General features: G+C 46.9%; 21 protein-coding genes. 9 read left to right on the top strand and 12 right to left on the bottom strand.

What is annotated here, in order from left to right; translation table 11 throughout:
• Nucleotides 1–117: 117 nt before the first annotated feature.
• Nucleotides 118–711 (top strand): GTP cyclohydrolase II, encoded by a 594-nt coding sequence (gene ribA, locus CWC46_RS12310; protein WP_021016270.1) that lies wholly within the window; start codon nucleotides 118–120, stop codon nucleotides 709–711.
• 137 nt (nucleotides 712–848) lie between these two features.
• Here ribA and acnA read toward each other — a convergent pair whose 3' ends face one another.
• Nucleotides 849–3,518 carry an aconitate hydratase AcnA gene (gene acnA / locus CWC46_RS12305; protein WP_021016271.1) on the bottom strand — a complete coding sequence of 890 codons (2,670 nt, stop codon included), beginning with the start codon at nucleotides 3,516–3,518 and terminating at the stop codon, nucleotides 849–851.
• Between the two features lie 477 nt (nucleotides 3,519–3,995).
• On the opposite strand from acnA, the gene gstA reads away from it, so the two are divergent.
• Complete coding sequence (gene gstA / locus CWC46_RS12300; protein WP_021016272.1) at nucleotides 3,996–4,607, top strand: glutathione transferase GstA; 612 nt, start codon at nucleotides 3,996–3,998, stop codon at nucleotides 4,605–4,607.
• A gap of 40 nt (nucleotides 4,608–4,647) precedes the next feature.
• On the opposite strand, the gene pdxY is transcribed toward gstA, so the two are convergent.
• From pdxY to anmK, 5 genes are all read right to left on the bottom strand, one after another.
• On the bottom strand, nucleotides 4,648–5,511 hold the full coding sequence (gene pdxY, locus CWC46_RS12295) for a pyridoxal kinase PdxY (protein ID WP_021016273.1): 864 nt from the start codon (nucleotides 5,509–5,511) through the stop codon (nucleotides 4,648–4,650).
• Between the two features lie 211 nt (nucleotides 5,512–5,722).
• A complete protein-coding gene (tyrS, locus tag CWC46_RS12290; RefSeq protein WP_021016274.1) occupies nucleotides 5,723–7,000 on the bottom strand; it encodes a tyrosine--tRNA ligase in 1,278 nt (425 codons plus the stop codon).
• 231 nt (nucleotides 7,001–7,231) lie between these two features.
• Nucleotides 7,232–7,924 (bottom strand): pyridoxamine 5'-phosphate oxidase, encoded by a 693-nt coding sequence (gene pdxH, locus CWC46_RS12285; RefSeq protein ID WP_051391523.1) that lies wholly within the window; start codon nucleotides 7,922–7,924, stop codon nucleotides 7,232–7,234.
• A 103-nt stretch (nucleotides 7,925–8,027) separates the two neighbouring features.
• Nucleotides 8,028–8,333, bottom strand: coding sequence for an MliC family protein (locus tag CWC46_RS12280; protein WP_021016276.1), 306 nt, complete (start codon nucleotides 8,331–8,333; stop codon nucleotides 8,028–8,030).
• A gap of 121 nt (nucleotides 8,334–8,454) precedes the next feature.
• Nucleotides 8,455–9,567, bottom strand: coding sequence for an anhydro-N-acetylmuramic acid kinase (anmK, locus tag CWC46_RS12275; RefSeq protein WP_021016277.1), 1,113 nt, complete (start codon nucleotides 9,565–9,567; stop codon nucleotides 8,455–8,457).
• Between the two features lie 344 nt (nucleotides 9,568–9,911).
• On the opposite strand from anmK, the gene CWC46_RS12270 reads away from it, so the two are divergent.
• Nucleotides 9,912–10,379 (top strand): outer membrane lipoprotein, encoded by a 468-nt coding sequence (locus CWC46_RS12270; RefSeq protein ID WP_037381809.1) that lies wholly within the window; start codon nucleotides 9,912–9,914, stop codon nucleotides 10,377–10,379.
• A gap of 144 nt (nucleotides 10,380–10,523) precedes the next feature.
• Here CWC46_RS12270 and slyA read toward each other — a convergent pair whose 3' ends face one another.
• The 3 genes from slyA to CWC46_RS23270 form a co-directional block, all read right to left on the bottom strand.
• Nucleotides 10,524–10,961 carry a transcriptional regulator SlyA gene (gene slyA / locus CWC46_RS12265; RefSeq protein WP_021016279.1) on the bottom strand — a complete coding sequence of 146 codons (438 nt, stop codon included), beginning with the start codon at nucleotides 10,959–10,961 and terminating at the stop codon, nucleotides 10,524–10,526.
• A 188-nt stretch (nucleotides 10,962–11,149) separates the two neighbouring features.
• Nucleotides 11,150–11,341, bottom strand: a complete 192-nt coding sequence (locus CWC46_RS12260; RefSeq protein ID WP_237160231.1) for a DUF1289 domain-containing protein — start codon at nucleotides 11,339–11,341, stop codon at nucleotides 11,150–11,152.
• On the bottom strand, nucleotides 11,263–11,565 hold the full coding sequence (locus tag CWC46_RS23270; RefSeq protein ID WP_237160251.1) for a hypothetical protein: 303 nt from the start codon (nucleotides 11,563–11,565) through the stop codon (nucleotides 11,263–11,265). Before CWC46_RS23270 ends, CWC46_RS12260 begins: the two co-directional genes overlap by 79 nt.
• A 144-nt stretch (nucleotides 11,566–11,709) precedes the next feature.
• Here CWC46_RS23270 and gloA point away from each other — a divergent pair, with 144 nt between their 5' ends.
• Both gloA and rnt read left to right on the top strand, forming a co-directional pair.
• Nucleotides 11,710–12,117 carry a lactoylglutathione lyase gene (gene gloA, locus CWC46_RS12255; protein ID WP_021016282.1) on the top strand — a complete coding sequence of 136 codons (408 nt, stop codon included), beginning with the start codon at nucleotides 11,710–11,712 and terminating at the stop codon, nucleotides 12,115–12,117.
• 114 nt (nucleotides 12,118–12,231) lie between these two features.
• Nucleotides 12,232–12,906, top strand: coding sequence for a ribonuclease T (gene rnt, locus CWC46_RS12250; RefSeq protein WP_037382065.1), 675 nt, complete (start codon nucleotides 12,232–12,234; stop codon nucleotides 12,904–12,906).
• 60 nt (nucleotides 12,907–12,966) lie between these two features.
• Here rnt and CWC46_RS12245 read toward each other — a convergent pair whose 3' ends face one another.
• Nucleotides 12,967–13,320 carry a Grx4 family monothiol glutaredoxin gene (locus CWC46_RS12245; protein ID WP_021016284.1) on the bottom strand — a complete coding sequence of 118 codons (354 nt, stop codon included), beginning with the start codon at nucleotides 13,318–13,320 and terminating at the stop codon, nucleotides 12,967–12,969.
• Between the two features lie 342 nt (nucleotides 13,321–13,662).
• Between CWC46_RS12245 and CWC46_RS12240 the strand changes: the two genes are divergently transcribed.
• On the top strand, nucleotides 13,663–14,565 hold the full coding sequence (locus tag CWC46_RS12240; RefSeq protein ID WP_021016285.1) for a C40 family peptidase: 903 nt from the start codon (nucleotides 13,663–13,665) through the stop codon (nucleotides 14,563–14,565).
• A 149-nt stretch (nucleotides 14,566–14,714) separates the two neighbouring features.
• On the opposite strand, the gene cydH is transcribed toward CWC46_RS12240, so the two are convergent.
• On the bottom strand, nucleotides 14,715–14,804 hold the full coding sequence (gene cydH, locus CWC46_RS22860) for a cytochrome bd-I oxidase subunit CydH (RefSeq protein ID WP_157831371.1): 90 nt from the start codon (nucleotides 14,802–14,804) through the stop codon (nucleotides 14,715–14,717).
• Nucleotides 14,805–15,186: 382 nt separating this feature from the next.
• Between cydH and purR the strand changes: the two genes are divergently transcribed.
• Nucleotides 15,187–16,212: an HTH-type transcriptional repressor PurR gene (gene purR / locus CWC46_RS12230; RefSeq protein ID WP_021016286.1), complete on the top strand. Its 1,026-nt coding sequence runs from the start codon at nucleotides 15,187–15,189 to the stop codon at nucleotides 16,210–16,212.
• A gap of 350 nt (nucleotides 16,213–16,562) precedes the next feature.
• The gene (cfa, locus tag CWC46_RS12225; protein WP_021016287.1) at nucleotides 16,563–17,714 is read left to right on the top strand and encodes a cyclopropane fatty acyl phospholipid synthase; all 1,152 of its coding nucleotides are present in this window, start codon (nucleotides 16,563–16,565) and stop codon (nucleotides 17,712–17,714) included.
• Between the two features lie 44 nt (nucleotides 17,715–17,758).
• Here cfa and CWC46_RS12220 read toward each other — a convergent pair whose 3' ends face one another.
• Nucleotides 17,759–18,406 (bottom strand): riboflavin synthase, encoded by a 648-nt coding sequence (locus CWC46_RS12220; RefSeq protein ID WP_021016288.1) that lies wholly within the window; start codon nucleotides 18,404–18,406, stop codon nucleotides 17,759–17,761.
• Between the two features lie 318 nt (nucleotides 18,407–18,724).
• Between CWC46_RS12220 and CWC46_RS12215 the strand changes: the two genes are divergently transcribed.
• Nucleotides 18,725–20,098 (top strand): MATE family efflux transporter, encoded by a 1,374-nt coding sequence (locus CWC46_RS12215; protein WP_021016289.1) that lies wholly within the window; start codon nucleotides 18,725–18,727, stop codon nucleotides 20,096–20,098.
• The last annotated feature ends 127 nt before the right edge of the window (nucleotides 20,099–20,225 follow it).

The raw sequence follows: 20,225 nt of genomic DNA, 5'->3' as shown, positions 1-20,225 counted from the left end.
ATCGATCAAGCACCGACAACCACATACATCGATCTGATTCGAGTCAGATCTTGGGCTGATTAAGGTTCCCATCCAACGGTAGGATGCGCATCAGTATTTTTTGTTTTGGAGATTAACATGCAGCTAAAGCGGGTGGCAGAAGCCAAATTGCCTACACCTTGGGGTGATTTTCTGATGGTCGGTTTTGAAGAAATAGCGACCGGTCAGGATCATCTGGCCTTGGTATACGGTGATATTTCCGGTCCGGAGCCGGTTTTAGCCAGAGTGCATTCAGAATGTCTGACCGGAGATGCACTATTCAGTCTGCGTTGTGATTGTGGTTTTCAGTTAGAAGCGGCGCTTAACCATATTGCTGAAGAAGGCCGCGGAATACTGCTTTACCATCGTCAGGAAGGTCGTAATATCGGTTTGCTGAACAAGATTCGGGCCTATGCGTTACAAGACAAAGGAGCTGATACTGTTGAAGCTAATCATCAGTTGGGTTTTGCCGCCGACGAACGTGATTTCACCCTTTGTGCCGATATGTTCAAGTTATTGCATGTTGGTGCCGTACGCCTGCTGACCAATAATCCACAAAAGGTCAAAATCTTAAGCGAAGCAGGTATTAATATAGTGGAACGTGTTCCGTTGATCGTCGGTCGTAACCCGAAAAATGAACGCTATCTAGCCACCAAAGCCGCCAAGATGGGCCATCTACTGGATATAAAGTAACACCTGTCAAAATTTCCCCAGACGATAAATCCATCATCTGGGGCAGAAAAACCAATAGGTAACGGTGTAAATATCCAGCGAACACATTAACAATATGACCGCGCTGGCACAGAACCCGATCTGCGCCAACGGATAAATTACAACATTCCACGAATGACATAGTGCAAGATACCGTCGTTCTGGAAATAAATCAGTTCGTTGCGTGTATCAATACGGCACAGCGTGTCAATCACCTGTTGCTGACCATCCTGTCGGGTGATTTTTACGGTTACGGTACAACCAGGGTGAAGCGTAGTCAGTCCAGTAATATCAATTTGCTCATCACCGGTGAGCTGTAGTGTTTTGCGCGTTACACCTGCCGGAAATGATAACGGTAAAATACCCATCCCGATCAGATTGGAACGGTGAATACGTTCAAACGATTCGGCAATCACAACTCGCACACCGAGCAAACGAGGGCCTTTCGCTGCCCAGTCACGGCTGGACCCTGACCCATATTCCTTACCGGCGATCAACGCCAGCGGTAAATTCTCGTCCTGATAACGCATTGCAGCATCATAAATCGTCATTTCATCCTGCGATGGTATATGCCGGGTGTATCCACCCTCTTTACCGGGCACCATCTCATTGCGGATGCGAATGTTGGCAAACGTGCCACGCATCATCACTTCATGATTACCACGTCGTGAACCATAAGAATTAAACGCTTCGGTTGCCACCCCATGTTCCAGCAGATAATGCCCGGCCGGGCTATCCTCTTTGATGTTGCCCGCAGGAGAGATATGGTCAGTCGTGACGGAATCACCCAGTATCGCCAGAATCCGAGCACCGTTAATATCCTGTACTGGTGTAGGTTCCGGTGACATCTCATCGAAAAAGGGTATCTTACGAATATAAGTGGAATCTACCGGCCAATCATAGGTGGCCTTGTCCTCTACCAGAATATCCTGCCACTCCTGCGTTCCAGTGAACACCGACGCATACTCTTTTCTAAACATATCCGCATTGACCTGCAATACCGCGTTCGCCACCGCTTTCGCTGATGGCCAGATATCACGTAAATAAACCGCCTTCCCCTGTTCATCCTCACCCAGCGGATCACTCGTCAAATTCACGTTCATATTGCCAGCCAACGCATAAGCCACTACCAGCGGTGGAGAAGCCAGCCAGTTGGTTTTCACCAGCGGGTGAATGCGACCTTCAAAGTTACGATTACCGGACAGCACGGCGCCAACCGTCAGATCCTTCTCTTTTATCTCATGCTCAATGGCAGTGGGTAACAAGCCCGAGTTGCCAATGCAGGTAGTACACCCATACCCCACCAGATTAAAACCCAACTGGTCGAGGGAGTCAGTCAATCCTGCTTTGGCGAAATAATCCGTTACGACCCGAGAACCAGGTGCCAGAGAGGTTTTCACCCAGGGTTTCGTCTTCAACCCACGCTTGACCGCATTCTGGGCCAACAATCCGGCTGCCATCATGACGCTGGGGTTAGATGTATTGGTACAGGACGTAATTGCAGCAATGACTACCGCGCCTTGGCTGAGGCGACAATCTTCCCCTTCCGGTAAAGAGGTGTCGTCATCCGGCTGACGAGCGGTTGCAAGATCCAGCTCAAGCGTGGCCTGAAAAGCGTTGGGAACATCCACCAGCGCTACCCGATCTTGTGGACGTTTGGGGCCCGCCAGACTGGTTTCTACACTATTCATATCCAGCGTCAATTGGCTGGTAAACCGGGGTTCATCACCAGCATATCGCCACAACCCCTGCTGTTTGCAGTAAGCTTCCACCAGTGCAATCTGATCGTCACTGCGATTCGTCAACCGCAAATAGTCCAGCGTAATATCGTCGACCGGGAAAAAACCGCAGGTTGCACCATATTCCGGCGCCATATTGGCAATCGTCGCACGATCAGCCAGTGCCAGGTGATCAAGCCCGTCACCATAAAATTCAACGAATTTACCCACGACACCTTGTTTACGCAGTATCTGCGTGACATTCAGCACCAAATCCGTTGCCGTAATACCTTCTCGCAGTCTACCGGTAAGCTGAAAACCGACGACATCGGGAATCAACATTGAAACCGGCTGTCCCAGCATCGCCGCTTCAGCTTCAATACCACCAACCCCCCAGCCCAATACGCCGAGAGCGTTGATCATCGTGGTATGAGAATCCGTCCCCACCAACGTATCCGGGTAAGCAACACATTCTTCCTTTTGCTTTTCATGCCAGACAACTTTCGCGAGATATTCCAGATTCACCTGGTGGCAAATCCCGGTACCTGGCGGCACGACTCTAAAATGGTGGAAGGCTTTCTGTCCCCAGCGTAAAAAAGCATAACGCTCATAATTACGCACCATTTCCAAACGCGTATTTTCCACCAGAGCCTGATTGTCGCCAAAATAATCGACGGTCACGGAGTGATCAATCACCAAATCCACTGGGGTTAATGGGTTGACCTTATTGACATCTCCTCCAAGCCGCTGCACTGCTGCCCGCATCGCCGCCAGATCGACGACAGCCGGCACACCGGTAAAATCCTGCATTAATACACGGGATGGACGGTACGCAATCTCACGTTCGGCGTGAGCGGTATCTTGCCATGCAACCAGTGCTTCCAGATCGGCATCCTGCACAGCATCGCCATCCTGATGGCGCAACAGATTTTCCAGCAGAACCTTGAGCGATTTAGGCAACCTATCAATGTTACCCAACCGCTGAGCAGCCAAAGACAAACTATAGTAGTTATAAGATTGTTCTCGGACGGTGAGTGTAGCGACACAAGCTTCACGAAGTTGAGATGACATACTTCCTCCCGGGTGACTGAGTATCTATCTGAAGAAGCATGATTTATGGTAACCCGCCTCTTCATTTGGATAGATTTTTCGTGCTGGTGTTCTCGTTTGTAGCTCCGACAAACGCTATCCAGCCCGAATTTTATGATCTTCTTTAAAGATAACACAAACTAAAAATAACATTTTGTTAACATTAAAATTGATAATAGAAATCACCTATACCTATCAAAATACTTACCGTTCTTTCAGCTTTGCTCCTGAGCTTCAACAATAGTTATTACTCTGTGTCAGACAGGCTAAATTGGCAGGAGACATGACAACATAATCAGCGTGCCATTGATTTTTCAGATCAAATAATCTGCGAGACAACGCACAGCGAGAGGATGTAATTTATAGCAATAATGCCTTACTTATTATTTAATAAAATCATACATATTATTATCAATTTGCAACAAAAAACTCTCTCGACGCTTAAGGAAGGAATAGCACATGAAACTTTATTACAAACCGGGGAGTTGCTCCTTGTTTCCCCACATCATCCTGCATGAAACAAGGACTCGGTTCACATTGGAAAAAGTCGACCTGCGCACCAAAAAAACCGAACAGGATAGGGATTATTTGCTAATTAACCGAAAAGGATTGGTACCGGCCCTTGAACTGGACGATGGCTCTATTTTAACAGAGACCGTCGCTATTGCGCTTTATCTGGCGGATAAGGCGCCACAATATAATCTTATTGCCCCTCCGAATACTATTCACCATTATCACGCCATTGAATGGCTGAATTATATTGCTACTGAATTGCATAAATCATTCTCGCCGTTGTTCCGCCCGGGAACGCCTGAATCGTATAAAGATCTTTTACGCAGCTATCTGGAGCAGCGCTTTCGCTATATCAATGAAGTGTTAAGTGAGCATGACTGCCTGGTCGGTAATCGTTTCGGTGTAGCCGATGCCTATTTGTATACGATTGCTCGTTGGGCACAGGCACTTAAATTTGATCTTACGCATTTCCCTGCACTGAAGGCTTATCTGGAGAGGATTGAGGTACGCCCATCGGTGGAAAAAGCGTTAACAGCAGAAGGATTATTGTTGCTGTAAAGTACGAGGAATGCCTCCGCTCTCGCGGAGGCTGACGCCATCAGTTAAGACGTACCGCCTGGAAATGGTGGCGAGGATTCGCGATGCCGTCTTGGGCTGCAACCAACTGAAGTTCATACTGATTCATTTCTCTGGTCATCAGCATCACCTCATAAACAGCGGCAGTGGTATGTTCCAACGCTTTTTCCAGCGCGACGCCTTTAAGGAGATTAACCAAGAGTAAACCGCTGGTAAGATCACCCACACCCACTGGCTGACGCTCACCAAAATCCACCAGTGGACGACTGATATGCCACGCTTCCGTCGGCGTAACCAGCAGCATTTCAAAACTGTCACTACGGTACGCTGCCCGACTGAGATGTTTTACCAACACCAACTTTGGTCCTCGCTGGCACAATTCACGACAAGCCTGTACGGCTTCATCAACACTCTGTACAGCACGACCGCTTAGCAGTTCCAGTTCCGGTAGGTTTGGTGCAATAGCATCACTGGCCTGCAATGACTGATTACAATGGAAATCCGTCACTCCAGGCGCCACAATGCATCCTTTTTCCGGCGTCCCCATTACCGGGTCGCAAAAATAAACGGCATGCGGATTGATCGCTTTCACCTGTCTGACAATATCCAGAATATGTCCGCCCTGCTCTGGCGAACCGATATAGCCACTCAACACCGCATCACAATCTTTAAGGCGATCGATATCATTGATGCCTTGAATAACATCAGTCAAATGACTGGCAGGCATAACGCACCCGGTCCATTTCCCATATTGTGTGTGATTGGAAAACTGAACGGTATTCAGTGGCCACACATTAACACCCATCCGGCGCATAGGAAATTCAGCTGCACTATTCCCTGCATGACCAAAAACAACATGTGATTGAATTGACAATATATTTTTCATAAATCGTTGTTATCCCTGCCTGCACCTTTCGTACATACTCTTGATAAACAAGGACACGATAAACCCAGGTGCTGGTCAATCAAAAGAGCGGTTATACCGGGTTCAGGCCAGAGGGAGAAGCCCTTACGAGAGCCTCATCCCCATGCCGTCCCGGATATCGCCTTCAAATGATAAACATCAGGAACCGAAAGTCCTTTTTTGATTATCGCCGTTATACCTGCCAGCAAATCAGGCAGTAATGTTTTTTACCCCGACGCAGTAACGTATAACGGCCAAACAGACGATCGGTATCCTTGAAGGTGTATTCAGCGTCGGCTATTTTTTCACCATTCACTGTTACCGCATTGGAAGAAATCATCGTGCGGGCCTGACCACGAGACGGTACCAGTTCAGCACTGACCAGCGCTTGCTGTAAATCAGCCCCCTGATCCAGCGAAATGGTCGGCATCCCATCCTGCGCCAGTTGGGCGAAATCCTCTATCGTCATATCCTGCAATGAACCCGAGAAGAGACTCTGGGTAATTCGCTGCGCAGCAGCAAGACCGGCTTCTCCATGTACCATCCGGGTCACCTTTTCAGCCAGTACATGCTGGGCTCGCGGGGCTTTGCCACTGTTTTTATCTTCATCTTCCAAGGCATTGATCTCTTCCATGCTCAGGAAAGTAAAGAATTTCAGGAAGCGATAAACATCTGCGTCAGCAGTATTTATCCAGAACTGATAAAACTTATAAGGGCTGGTCTTACTGGCATCCAGCCAGACGGCTCCCCCCTCGGTCTTGCCGAATTTGGTACCGTCGGCTTTGGTAATCAGCGGGACAGTTAAGCCAAATGTCTGCTTCTGATTCATACGTCGGGTTAAATCGATCCCAGACGTGATATTGCCCCATTGGTCCGAGCCGCCAATCTGTAATTCGACATTCAATTGGGTATTCAAGGCAGCAAAATCATAGCCCTGCAACAAATTGTAAGAGAATTCAGTAAAGGAGATGCCGACATCATCACGGTTCAGTCGCTGCTTCACAGCTTCTTTGTTAATCATCTGGTTCACAGAGAAATGCTTACCGATATCGCGCAGGAAGGTCAACACGCTCATATTGCCAAACCAGTCATAGTTATTAACGGCAATGGCGCTGTTTTCACCACAGTCAAAATCGAGGAATGGCGCGACCTGACGGCGGATTTTATCTACCCATTCTCCAACAGTTTCTTCCGTGTTCAACTTACGTTCGGTCGCTTTAAAACTGGGATCACCAATCAGCCCCGTTGCCCCACCGACTAATGCTACTGGTTTATGGCCTGCCATTTGGAAACGTTTCAGACACAGCAGAGGAACCAGATGCCCCAAATGCAAGCTGTCAGCCGTCGGATCGAAACCGCAATATAGAGCAATCGGCCCTTGCGCCAGTCGCTCTGCTAACGCGTTCTCATCCGTTACCTGAGCTACCAGGCCTCGCTCTTGCAATTGTTTAATCAGGTTACTACTCGCCATCGATAACTCCATTTTTATGCAAAAAAATCATGTCGCATGTTCAGCAGAATGACTATCATCGAACATGACAGGTTTAATTATCCCCAGGATAAATGAGGAAAAAAGACGATATCTGTTTCTGATGCGTCAGTTTGTGGCCTATGTTGCCTTTAAAGCGCCAGCAACACGAAGCTTCATAGAATAAAGCGCTCCCGACGGGAGCGCCAGTGGGTTAATAGGGATATTTCACACTTAAGGCGCCAAACGGTCTACTTGCCAACCATTTTCCTGACGTTGATAGAAAAAACGATCATGCAGGCGATGAACTCCGCCTTGCCAGAACTCCATGCTATCAATGCTGACACGAAATCCACCCCAGAAGCTGGGTAAAGGAACTTCGCCATTTTGAAATTTTTGTTTAAGCTCCAGAAACTTACTTTCCAGAATTCCACGGGTAGAAATTCGACTGGATTGTTTTGATACCCAGGCACCAATCTGACTGTCTTTAGGCCGACTATGGAAGTACTTTAGCACATCCAGTGCCGGTAGTTTCTCGGCTCGCCCCAGAACAATGACCTGCCGGTCCAACATATGCCAGGGAAATAACAGACTGATATGGGCGTTGTTCATCAGTTGCTGGGCTTTTCTGCTCCCCATATTGGTGTAGAACACCATCCCTTTTTCATCGTAGTGCTTTAGTAGCACAATCCGTTGATAAGGTTGCCCCTGCTCGTCTACTGTCGCTACACACATTGCAGTGGGGTCAGCAAGCCGAGCTTCACACGCTTGTTTTAGCCACCGTTCAAACAGGTCAAGTGGGTTTTCCGTCAAATCATGGCGCCGAAGGCCACTGCGAGTATATTCACGACGTAAGTCCGCAATATCTGTCGTGCTTTCTGTTACCGGCACTGCGGTTATCGTATTGCGCGAATTTTCATTTTCCATCATCATTGAGTCCTGCCATCGCTAAACCGGGCCAGAAAAAAGTGCGATCATTCTGCGCCCGTACAGGTAAAATCTCAACGGTTGACATAGAACGGGAACCCGATCATTTCAAGATGCAATCGTTAACGATAATGTTGCTCCCCCGTTGGATAAAGGCGTGATTTCCCTTGCTCCAGAACGTATATTTCCCATCACTGTAGCGAACGCCTGAAGCCGATGGTGTCTGTTGCAAGGTATGGAGTTCACCATCCAGCAGAAAAGTGACGTGGGATTGCCGTGGTTGCTCAATCATCGTTACCGTCAACGGCATAGTGCCACATTGATAATGTAGTGTGTGTTCCTGTTCCCCTATCCATTGGCTACATCCGCTTAAAAGCAACAGGGCTCCGCCTGTCAGCAAGTGTTTCATTAGTCTTCTCCTGTTATTTTTCCTGGCATACTGCATTCTGACTGCATTACCAACCAGACCAACACGCAACTCAATAACAGTCTAACAACCAGTTAATATCAGAAATCTCAGCGAAGTCTGATTAGTCGTGCATGGCGGGATAAATTCCTCCCAAGATGGTTTCCCGGCTGGCGCCGGTTACCGAGGGCAAATTGCCAGGAAGGCCTGATAATGTACGAAATGCCAGCCAGGCAAACGCCAGGGCTTCCATATCATCACCACTGACACCACACTCATCGGTTGTGCTAACTTCAATACCCGACAGTAACGCGGAAAGACGACACATGATCAACGGATTCCTCGCTCCTCCGCCACAAACCAGCAAACGCTCGCACCCACCGCTCAACAGCACCTGCTCAGCAATACTTACCGCCGTCAACTCCACCAGCGTGGCCTGGACATCTTCCGGTTTTATCAGCGGAAAAGCGGCGAGCTGCCTTTCCAGCCAACCAAGATTGAAGTATTCCCGCCCAGTGCTTTTCGGTGCGGGCAACGAAAAATAGGGATCAGCCAGCAGATGATGCAACAAGTCAGTATGCACCAGCCCGGTTGACGCCCATGCAGCGTTCCTGTCATAAGGCTGTGTACAATGACGCCAAATCCATGCATCCAACAACATATTACCCGGACCTGTATCATAACCTCTGACTGGTACCCCTGGCGCCAACAAGGAAATATTGGCTATCCCACCGATATTCAACACAATACGCCGCTCAGCCGGATGAAATAACAACGCATGATGAAACCCCGGCACCAACGGCGCACCCTGACCACCAAAAGCCATATCCCGGCGGCGGAAATCACCCACAGTGGTGATGCCAGTCATCGCCACAATACGGTTATTATCACCAATCTGCATAGTGCAAGGCGCATCACCACCGGGTTCATGCCATACTGTTTGCCCATGACAACCGATAGCGGTGATATCTGAAGCGCTGATTCCCGACTGTTTCAACAACGCCAGCACAGCTTCAGCAAACAGAATACCGAGCTGGGTATCTAAATGCCCAAGTGCCGACAATGTCACCGGTTGCCCCTGGCACATGCTGAGAATAGCCAGCCTGATAGACTGTGGGATCGGATGGCAATAGCTGGCTTGCTGCGCTACAGTGTATTCATCAATCGCGGCCAGCACCACATCAATACCATCAAGACTGGTTCCCGACATCACGCCAATATATCTGCCTGACTTCATCTTATTAACCTTTTACTTTCCGTGGGGATCACACAGTAATGGCAGGTGAGAAATGTACCCGATAAAAATAGCATTTCACCGACATTCTTAGTGGACTTTTGTCATTTTTTCTATGTTGTCGCCAGTTTTTGTAAAAAATAACCATTTGACATGTCTTTTCACAAAAATGGGGCTTTAACGTGAACTTTATAGTCGGCTTATTATAAAGTTAAGTGCATTATCTTATCCTGGTGATCAGGTAAAAAAGTGGAATGGTGCTTTAGTCCACGTCATAATCTGCATGTAAATAATTTAGTCGGTACAAGGGCAGCGCCAGTCCGACATCGCCATTACAGGAGCCTTAAATGATGAAGTATTTTCTTGTGATTACTTTAGCAAGTATCACTTTGGTTGGCTGTGCAAATACCAGTACATTATCTGGAGACGTTTACAGCGCATCTGATGCCAAACAGGTCCAAACCGTAACTTACGGCACAATTATTTCTACACGGCCAGTACAAATACAGGCTGGCGAAGAGAATAACATTATTGGCGCTCTTGGCGGGGCAGTCTTGGGAGGCTTCCTGGGCAATACTGTTGGTGGAGGAACCGGACGTAGCCTGGCCACCGCCGCTGGTGCTGTCGCAGGTGGTGTCGCTGGGCAAAGTGTTGAGGGAGCGATAAACCGTGTTCAAGGTGTTCAACTGGAAATCCGTAAAGATGACGGCAATACCATTATGGTGGTACAAAAACAAGGTACTACCAAATTCTATGCTGGTCAGAGAATCGCAATGGTCAGTGATGGCCGTTCAGTAACTGTTTCTCCTCGCTAATTGCAAATCGATTAATCACCACTCTAACGAGGGGTGATTAATCGGCAAAATTAAATTTCAGCAAAACACTCTGTTAATGGCAATTTAATTAACAATCAGCAGAATTTAATTTTTAAAACCAAGATTTTTCAAGTGCCATACAAATTAAGACTGCATTTCATATAACGATAGAATATTGCTTTCCAACCTGGAAATTATGGTCGCTAATTCACTAACCTCTTCAGGTGTGATTCCATTTAATATTTCACTGCGCGTTTGATCGATAACATCATTAACCGCCTGAATGATCGGGTCAGCCATATCTGTCAGCATAATGCGCTTAGCTCGGCGATCATGTACACATATATGTCTGGTAATCAATCCCTTATCTTCAAGCTGATCCAAAGTGCGGACCAATGACGGTTGTTCAATACCAATCGCCTTCGCCAACTGAATTTGGGACTGCCCTGGGGGCAGTTCATGAATATTATGCAGCGTCACCCAGTGCGTCTGTGTAAGTTCTAACGGCTTCAAACGGTGGTCTATCAAGGCGCGCCAAACACGTACTAACCGGGCTAAATCAGATCCTAATGGCAATTCCATCACTACTCCTTATAATTAGCATGCTAAGTTATATCCCTGGATTGCAATCAACTCTGATTTATAAAAATGAAAATAAGACAAAACGAAAAATATATATTTATTGTAAATACAATAAGTATTCTACCAAATAATAGTTACCTAAAAATGATCTTAAACTTAATTTATTACACAAAATATCACGACCTATCTTAAAACAAACTCGATTGCTCTGGTTCCGGCGGTATTGAAATTTTCTCAACACGCTGCAATCGTTTCATCCTTTGCCGACAAAGACGTAAGACATCCTGTTTCTGAACATCGCTCATTTGTCCCCAACTAAAACGTTCCGACCGGCTACGAAAACACCCTCGGCAAAAACCCCGCTCATCAGCCTGACAGATACCACGACAGGGATTGGGTACAGGAAAAAGCTCAAGTTGCTCAGCCACGGGACCTCCTCCTCATCGAACCTTTTTATTGAAGCGTTGATCGTCCCGGCTGGCAAGCATTGATTAACAATAACAATAAAAATAGTTTCGTCACTATGGAAATACCAGTCAGTTTTGTCGAAACTGCGTTTTTTTAGTAAAAAAGAGGCAAGCAATGAGAAAAATGCTTCGGGCAAGACAACATTACCTCCCACCAAGAGTCGACAGCCAGGAGGCTTCTGTGACCCATGGCTTGGACTCAAGCTATATGCACCGCTATACTTCTCTCATTGATTTTACCTGCAAATTACCATTAACCACTGAAGCCAATAGAGGAAATTATGCGTTTACTTCACACCATGCTGCGTGTTGGCGATTTATCACGTTCCATTGATTTTTATACCCATATTTTGGGTATGCAGCTACTGCGCACCAGTGAAAACACAGAATACAAATATTCACTGGCGTTTGTCGGTTATACCGAAGAGAGTGAAGGTGCAGTGATAGAGCTGACTTATAACTGGGGAGTAGACAGCTACGATCTCGGCAACGCCTTCGGGCATATTGCACTCGGGGTGGATAATGTTGCAGCTACCTGTGAGCGTATCCGCAAAGCTGGCGGTAATGTCACCCGTGAAGCAGGCCCGGTAAAAGGCGGGACCACGATCATTGCCTTCGTCGAAGATCCTGATGGCTATAAAATTGAGTTAATTGAACGTTCACAGGCCGATCTGGGTCTGGGAAACTGATATTCCCTGCATTGACAGGTGCCAGATCGGTACCTGTTAGATCTGACGTTACTGCATCCGCCACTAAAATTTGCCATAATGCGCACTGCATTTGCTGAAGACCAATAAGAGATGATGGCTGACAAAAATAACCTTAATGTCCTGAGTGCCCGTTTTCGCGGATTCTATCCGGTCGTAATTGATGTGGAAACCGCAGGATTTAACGCTAAAACGGATGCACTACTGGAAATTGCCGCAGTGACACTCAAAATGGATGACAATGGTTGGTTACTGCCGGATCAGACATTGCATTTTCACGTTGAACCGTTCGAAGGCTCAATTTTGCAGCCAGAAGCACTGGCGTTTAACGGCATAGACCCGACCAATCCTTTACGTGGTGCCGTCAGTGAATATGAAGCGGTACATGAAATCTTCAAAGTCGTGCGTAAAGGGGTTAAAGATCAGGGATGCAATCGGGCGATTGTTGTCGCACACAATGCTACTTTCGATCATGGTTTTCTCATGTCCGCTGCAGAGCGTTGTGGACTGAAACGCAATCCTTTTCATCCTTTTGCCACCTTTGATACCGCAGCGCTCAGTGGATTGGTAGTAGGACAGACAGTCCTGGCTAAAGCCTGTATTACTGCCGGTGTCCCATTTGATCCTAGTCAGGCCCACTCTGCCTTGTATGATACCCAACAGACCTCAATGCTATTCTGTGAGTTGGTAAATCGCTGGAAACGAATGGGGGGATGGCCAACAGCCACGCAACCCGAGGCAGAACCTTCACCTGCCCATAGCGAAGATTGAGATTTTCAGGCGGTGGTTACCGCCTGAAAATCATCGCGTATAAAATAACATAGTGTCGATTTATTGTTGCTGACCATCTTTCTGGGACGAGTATTTTTCTGCAGTATCCTTGATAAGTTGCTGTAACTCACCACGCTGATACATTTCAATGATGATATCGCATCCACCGACCAGTTCACCGTCTACCCATAACTGAGGGAAAGTGGGCCAATTGGCGTATTTGGGCAATTCTGTACGAATTTCTGGATTCTGCAAAATATCAACATAAGCAAAACGCTCGCCGCATGCTGACAACGCCTGTACCGCCTGAGCAGAAAAGCCACAGCTTGGCAGTTTTGGAGAACCTTTCATATATAGCAGAATAGGGTTTTCAGCGATCTGGAGCTGAATTTTTTCAATTGTCGTTGTCGTCATTCTATTGCTTCCTCAAGCACGTGATGGCTATACGGTTGATCCGCCGCCATCAGCATCAGTTATAGATATTGCCAATATCACATTGACTCTTTTGTATTGTAACGATAGCGGCAGTCACAAAAAAACGTTATCTTTTGTAGGGTTTTAAACTAGGGCTATCATTAGATAATGATTGGTGAAATCTGATGCGGAAACTGATGATAATCACACCATAATTACACTCGTTAACGATTTTTCACTATTTTGTTGTAATAAAACGGCTATTCTCACTTTTTTATCGTCCCATTTTCAGGAATACTGTGGAAATCGAGCGATTGAGGACGACATTCAGTCATAATAATTATGCGGTTATTTGTTACCTTTTTCTTGTTATTTTTTAGCAACCTGTTTTTTAATTTGGCACAAGCCGCACCACACGCCGTGGCGGTTTCCCTGCATAAGCTCAATGTGGGCGTAACTGACACGGTTGATACAAGAAAAAACAAACCGTCCAAAAATACCAAAAAAGCCACAGTACCGACACACGATAAAAAAGAGAAGGGCAGTAAGGGATACTCGCTAAAAACGACTAAAACAGCACATTCCCACAGCAAAGCCACACGAAACTCAGCCGCTCATCCCAAACATCTGACTAGACCATCGACCAAACATCGCACAAAAACCCATGAGACTAAAGCAACAGAAATCAAGCATGTGGCATCGAAAAGACACATTGAAAACGGTGAGCCCACACATCACAGAACGCAAGATAGAAAAATAAAAATAGCGGCACGAACCAAAAGCAGAGAAAGCAAGCACAAGAAAGCACTACCCCTTAGTGTTATGCGCAGAAAGCATTACCAACACGTCAAATTGACTGCAATGAATAAGTTGCTAAAACAGATTGGGAAACCCTATCACTGGGGAGGCGCTTCACCTGCTGCCGGATTTGATTGCAGCGGATTGATCTATTACGCCTACAAAGACGTAGTAAAAATACCGATCCCACGCACAGCTAATGAAATGTTCCACCTGCGTGATGCAGCACCGATCAAAAAGAGTGAGCTGGAAAGAGGTGATCTAGTGTTCTTCCACATTAGTAATCGCGGTGCAGCCGACCATGTCGGGGTTTACCTTGGTAATGGGCGTTTTATTCAGTCCCCGCGGACAGGTTCCGATATCAAGATCAGCAAATTGAGCGGCAATTATTGGCAAGAACACTATGTCGGCGCACGCCGTGTCGTCACGCCAAAGACCGTTCGCTGATGTAACATTCTCGTTAAGCTCAAGATACCTGGGTATACCGCACCGAGGGATACTCCAACTGACAACGGGACCTTCCGGTCCCGTTGTCTTTCTGTCTTGTCATGCCAAAAATGGCTAATTCAGTGGCTTTACACCGTCACTAAAGCTTATCAGTTCAGCACTGCTGTAAAACTGAACGCCATGATAATGGCCAATGCACACACTGTGGTTAACAACGACATTTTTAGAGCCGTATCCATAAGTACCTCCTTTGCAGACTCAGTATTGACATCCGTTATTGTAATCAGAATGGGTTTATTACCCCAAGCCAGACAATAAATACTACCAATAGTAGTGGGTATATGGAAACTTTCTCTTAATTTGATCGGGAAATCCTCTCCGAATATCGCAGACATAATATGAATTAGCACTTCCACTTTTGCATTAAATCGGACAGAATTTGCAGTTTACTGTACACATCCTGCGTTGGTCGAAAGCGTCAACCTTGCCCTTCAGGTCTAAACCGCCGACTCTCTCCTTCTGAAGTTCTGCTTTCGTGCTCAGAAAGAGAACTATTCACGCAGGCAAACGATTAACCATTTACTTACTGCTGTAATCAGGTGAGTTCAGGAGTCATTTTACATGGCAACGATTAAAGATGTGGCAAAGCGCGCAGGTGTTTCTACCACAACCGTATCACACGTGATCAATAAAACACGTTTCGTCGCCGAAGATACTAAAGCCGCCGTAAGGGCAGCCATCAAAGAATTACATTATTCGCCAAGTGCCGTTGCCCGCAGCTTGAAAGTTAATCATACAAAATCCATTGGACTGCTTGCGACCTCAAGTGAGGCACCCTACTTTGCAGAAATTATCGAATCTGTTGAGAATAGTTGCTACGCAAAAGGATACACACTAATTCTGTGTAATTCCCACAACAATCTGGATAAGCAACGTGCTTATCTTTCTATGCTGGCACAAAAACGAGTAGATGGATTACTGATAATGTGCGCTGAATATCCACCAGCACTGCTTTCCATGCTGGAAGATTACCGTAACATTCCTATGGTCGTGATGGATTGGGGCAAGGGGCACAGTGATTTTACCGATACCATTATTGATAACGCTTTTGAAGGTGGCTATATGGCAGGTCGTTACCTGATTGAGCGTGGTCACCGCGACATCGGCGCCATTCCCGGTCTGCAAGAACGGAATACGGGTAGCGGGCGTTACTTGGGTTTTCTTAAGGCCCTGAAAGAAGCGCATATCACAATACATGAAGAGTGGATTGTTCAAGGCGATTTTGAACCGGAATCCGGCTATAAAGCCATGCATCAGATACTGGCACAAAAGCATCACCCAACAGCCGTCTTCTGTGGTGGTGACATCATGGCCATGGGGGCAATCTGTGCAGCTGACGAACTCGGCTTACGTGTACCGCAGGATATTTCGGTGATCGGGTATGATAATGTACGGCACTCTCGCTATTTCACACCAGCGCTGACAACGGTGCATCAACCCAAAGAGCGTTTGGGACAGTCTGCATTATCTATGCTACTGGATCGCATTGTCAGCAAACGTGAAGAAGCACAGGTCATTGAAGTCCACCCTACCTTGATTGAACGACGCTCTGTCGCAGATGGTCCGTTCCGTGATTATCGCCGTTAATTCAGACAATTTACTTATTGCTGCCTTATTTCATTAAATTTTTAACCACTGCTTCAGACTATTTATGCTTGTCCACAGGCTGAAGCAGTCATAGACTTGCTATTGCCTTATGTGAACATAACAGGCAAACAAGACATACTGAATAGTTTTACTATCCTTATACTCAGACTGCCGAACGCCTTCGTCGTCTAATTTGGATAGGTGCTTTCCATACCAACGTTTCTCTTATTTATTTCTCTGAAATAGTTCAGAGGGTAAACGATGGATAAGCATCCACCGATTCTTATTACAGGTAAAAATTGTCTATGTTGTTCCTTGCTGTAATTCAAATGGCAAGGTAGGGAGAGATTATGAGTTCGTCTTATATAGAGGAGCTAGGTAGGCATAATACGTCCTGGTTCCAGATTGTGCATGAAATGCTGTCAATGGCTGACATCACTATTAATGGTTCGCGACCTTTTGATATCACTGTCAAGAATACCGATTTTTATAAACGCATTCTGCGTGAAGGCTCTTTGGGTCTTGGTGAGAGTTACATGGACGGCTGGTGGGAGTGTGAACGTCTGGATATGTTTTTCCATCGGGTACTGCGAGCCGGATTGGAAGAAAAAATACCGCAGCGCTGGCGCGATTTGATACGGATTCTACTTGCACGAGTCATCAATCTTCAATCAAAGAGACGATCGTGGATTGTAGGGAAAGAACATTACGACCTCGGCAATGATCTTTTCTCACTGATGCTTGATCCATACATGCAATATTCCTGTGGTTACTGGAAACAGGCAGACACCCTGGAACAAGCTCAGGAAGACAAACTTCGTATGATTTGCGAAAAGTTACAGCTGCGTCGCGGCATGACACTGCTGGATATTGGCTGTGGTTGGGGCGGACTAGCGGCATTTGCAGCCCGTCACTACGGTGTATCGGTCACAGGTGTCACTATTTCTCGTGAGCAGCAGAAACTGGCTCAGCAGCGATGCCAGGAACTGGATGTCACGATTTTATTACAGGATTATCGCGATCTGAATCTCCAGTTCGACCGCATCGTTTCTGTTGGTATGTTTGAACACGTCGGCCCCAAAAATTACGATACTTATTTCCAACTGGTACGTAAAACCCTGAAGCCCAACGGCCTCTTTCTGCTACATACTATCGGTGCCAACAAAACGAATCTTGAAGTCGACCCCTGGATCAACAAATATATTTTCCCTAATGGTTGCCTACCGTCGGTCCGACATATTGCCCAATCCAGTGAACCTTATCTGGTCATGGAAGACTGGCACAACTTTGGGGCTGACTATGATCGAACGCTGATGACTTGGCATGCACGTTTCCAGCAACATTGGTCCGAACTGTCAGCGAATTACCCTGAAAAATTCCACCGCATGTTCAGTTACTATCTGAACGCCTGTGCTGGTGCCTTTCGCGCACGGGATATTCAACTGTGGCAGGTGCTATTCAGTGTTGACGGCGTTGAAGGTGGGATACGCGTCCCCCACTGACGGATTGACTTGGCCGCCAGCTTTATGCTGACGGCTACACTATTTTATTCTGTTGCTTCTGTGGCCGGATCTTGTTGACGGTGAGATTGATTCAACAATACACGCTCAACCGTATCCACGATCGCCTGTGTCTGTGGATCAATCTCAATATTCACACGATCACCCAATCGTTTTTGCCCCAGCGTAGTCCGGTTTAACGTTTCAGGGATAAGATGCACGCAGAAACGACTGCGAGTAACTTCACCAATAGTCAAGCTGATACCGTCAATACCAATGAACCCTTTGTGTAGTACATATTTCATCAAGGCATCATCCGACATTCGGAACCAGATCTGGTGATTATTTTCCGAGGTCAGAATTTTAACGATGTCTGCCGTACAGATGATGTGGCCCGACATAACATGCCCACCGACTTCATCACCGAACCTGGCAGCACGCTCTAAATTGACTGAATCACCTACGTTCACGTTACCGAGATTGGTCAAACGCAGTGTTTCTTTCATCAAATCAAAACTGACTCGCGCCCCTTCAATCGCGCTCACTGTCAAACAGCAACCGTTATGAGCAACAGATGCGCCTGGCACCAGCCCTGATAACATTTCAGGCGGAAATTGAACAGTGTGCGTGCGAAAATTGGTTTTTTCATCAATGGACACAACAGGAGCCGTGCCCTGAACAATACCGGTAAACATGCGGAGTGCCTCTTAAATTCGTTTAAAAAATGCAGTGTCAACGGACCATATCCATTGATACCGACTTGATTTCAACATTATCCAGGCAGTTTGCACGATATTAAAAAGAAAACCAAACTTGATTACCGAGTAAAAGCGCTATTGAATCAGCGAATTTTTCAGCATTGCTGACATAATCTCAATAGAACAGGAAGAAATGGTAATTCATTGGTTTACTGCTGATAAATCGTTACAATGCCCGCTCTTTTCATGTAAAAAAGGATGATTGTCTTTCTCTCTGGTTGAGATATCTATCGATCCTATTAGGAAGGTGTGTTCGTGCAGAAGTATCTGTCGGAGGCGCGTCAATTATTAACGCTGGCGATTCCTGTCATCATTGCGCAAGTTTCCCAGACCTCAATGGGCGTAGTCGATACGATTATGGCGGGTTCTTATAGCGCAACCGACATGGCCGCAGTAGCGGTAGGAACGTCCATCTGGTTACCAGCCATTTTATTCGGCCATGGCTTACTGATGGCGCTAACGCCTGTCGTTGCGCAAATGAACGGCTCTGGACGGCGAAATCGCATTGCCCATCAAGTACAGCAATCTTTTTTACTGGCGAGTGCCATTTCTGTTGTCACCATGATAGTTCTGTATCAGGGGCAGTACGTAATCCACTTGATGCACAATGGCCCGCCGGAACTGGCCGAGAAGGCAATTGATTACCTTCATGCTCTTGCGTGGGGTGTGCCAGGATATCTGTTTTATCAGGTTTTACGCGGTCAGTGTGAGGGGTTGTCAAAAACGAAACCGGGAATGGCTATTGGTTTCATCGGGTTATTGGTTAACATCCCGATTAACTATGTCTTTATTCACGGTAAATTGGGTATGCCTGAAATGGGTGGCGTAGGCTGCGGTGTGGCGACATCTTCCGTATACTGGATTATGATGCTTTTATTGGCTGGCTATACTCGTCAGGCCCGCTGGCTGCGGGATATCCGCCAACACCATTCGTCACTCAGGCCAGACTGGCAGGCGTTAAAGCGACTGTGGGGACTCGGCTTACCTATTGCCTTGGCAATTCTGTTCGAAGTCACGCAGTTCGCCATTGTTGCCTTGCTGGTACTCCCACTGGGTGTGGTGAATGTCGCTGGTCATCAGATCGCCCTCAACTTCAGTTCGCTAATGTTTGTACTGCCGCTTTCCGTTGGTGTTGCGGCTACCATCCGTGTCGGACATCGATTGGGAGAAGGCTCTGTAGCCGATGCTCGTGTCGCGGCCCATACCAGTATTGCATCTGGAATTGTGCTGGCAATCTGCACCGCTATTTTTACTATCACACTGCGTGAACCCATTGCCATGCTCTATAACAAAAATCCGGATGTCGTTGCGGTGGCATCACACTTAATGTTGCTGGCAGCGGTGTATCAGATTTCTGATGCCGTTCAAACCATTGGTAGCGGTGTCCTGCGTGGCTATAAAGACACCCGCTCTATTTTCTTCATTACCTTTGTTTCCTACTGGATATTAGGATTACCCAGCGGGTATGCATTGGCACTGACCGACCTAATTGTTCCCCGAATGGGACCTGCCGGCTTTTGGTGCGGCTTCATTATCGGGCTGACATCCTCAGCCATCATGATGGTAACGCGCATCCGTTGGTTACAACGACAGCCTGCGTCCCTGATCCTGACTCGCGCATCTCGATAAAACAGAGGGTGTGACGAAAAAAACGGCGTACTGCATATAAGCTCGACAATCAGACTGGTAAGCAGACAATTTTTATGTTTTTCTCCTTGCCAGCGGCGATATAGCCCGTTAATATTCGTCCCCGCCG

It is taken from the genome of Prodigiosinella confusarubida (assembly GCF_002847015.1).
GTDB lineage: Bacteria > Pseudomonadota > Gammaproteobacteria > Enterobacterales > Enterobacteriaceae > Prodigiosinella > Prodigiosinella aquatilis.
The sequence above is the reverse complement of the archived record's forward strand: the minus strand, read 5'-3'. Positions and strand labels throughout refer to the sequence as shown.

Coding starts and splice junctions, on each gene's coding strand:
- cfa (WP_021016287.1), top strand. CDS start 16,563: ATGAGTTCGTCTTATATAGAGGAGCTAGGTAGGCATAATACGTCCTGG.
- purR (WP_021016286.1), top strand. CDS start 15,187: ATGGCAACGATTAAAGATGTGGCAAAGCGCGCAGGTGTTTCTACCACA.
- anmK (WP_021016277.1), bottom strand. CDS start 9,567: ATGAAGTCAGGCAGATATATTGGCGTGATGTCGGGAACCAGTCTTGAT.
- rnt (WP_037382065.1), top strand. CDS start 12,232: ATGGCTGACAAAAATAACCTTAATGTCCTGAGTGCCCGTTTTCGCGGA.
- slyA (WP_021016279.1), bottom strand. CDS start 10,961: ATGGAATTGCCATTAGGATCTGATTTAGCCCGGTTAGTACGTGTTTGG.
- CWC46_RS12245 (WP_021016284.1), bottom strand. CDS start 13,320: ATGACGACAACGACAATTGAAAAAATTCAGCTCCAGATCGCTGAAAAC.
- CWC46_RS12270 (WP_037381809.1), top strand. CDS start 9,912: ATGATGAAGTATTTTCTTGTGATTACTTTAGCAAGTATCACTTTGGTT.
- pdxY (WP_021016273.1), bottom strand. CDS start 5,511: ATGAAAAATATATTGTCAATTCAATCACATGTTGTTTTTGGTCATGCA.
- CWC46_RS12240 (WP_021016285.1), top strand. CDS start 13,663: ATGCGGTTATTTGTTACCTTTTTCTTGTTATTTTTTAGCAACCTGTTT.
- acnA (WP_021016271.1), bottom strand. CDS start 3,518: ATGTCATCTCAACTTCGTGAAGCTTGTGTCGCTACACTCACCGTCCGA.
- ribA (WP_021016270.1), top strand. CDS start 118: ATGCAGCTAAAGCGGGTGGCAGAAGCCAAATTGCCTACACCTTGGGGT.
- gstA (WP_021016272.1), top strand. CDS start 3,996: ATGAAACTTTATTACAAACCGGGGAGTTGCTCCTTGTTTCCCCACATC.
- cydH (WP_157831371.1), bottom strand. CDS start 14,804: ATGGATACGGCTCTAAAAATGTCGTTGTTAACCACAGTGTGTGCATTG.
- tyrS (WP_021016274.1), bottom strand. CDS start 7,000: ATGGCGAGTAGTAACCTGATTAAACAATTGCAAGAGCGAGGCCTGGTA.
- CWC46_RS12280 (WP_021016276.1), bottom strand. CDS start 8,333: ATGAAACACTTGCTGACAGGCGGAGCCCTGTTGCTTTTAAGCGGATGT.
- gloA (WP_021016282.1), top strand. CDS start 11,710: ATGCGTTTACTTCACACCATGCTGCGTGTTGGCGATTTATCACGTTCC.
- pdxH (WP_051391523.1), bottom strand. CDS start 7,924: ATGGAAAATGAAAATTCGCGCAATACGATAACCGCAGTGCCGGTAACA.
- CWC46_RS12220 (WP_021016288.1), bottom strand. CDS start 18,406: ATGTTTACCGGTATTGTTCAGGGCACGGCTCCTGTTGTGTCCATTGAT.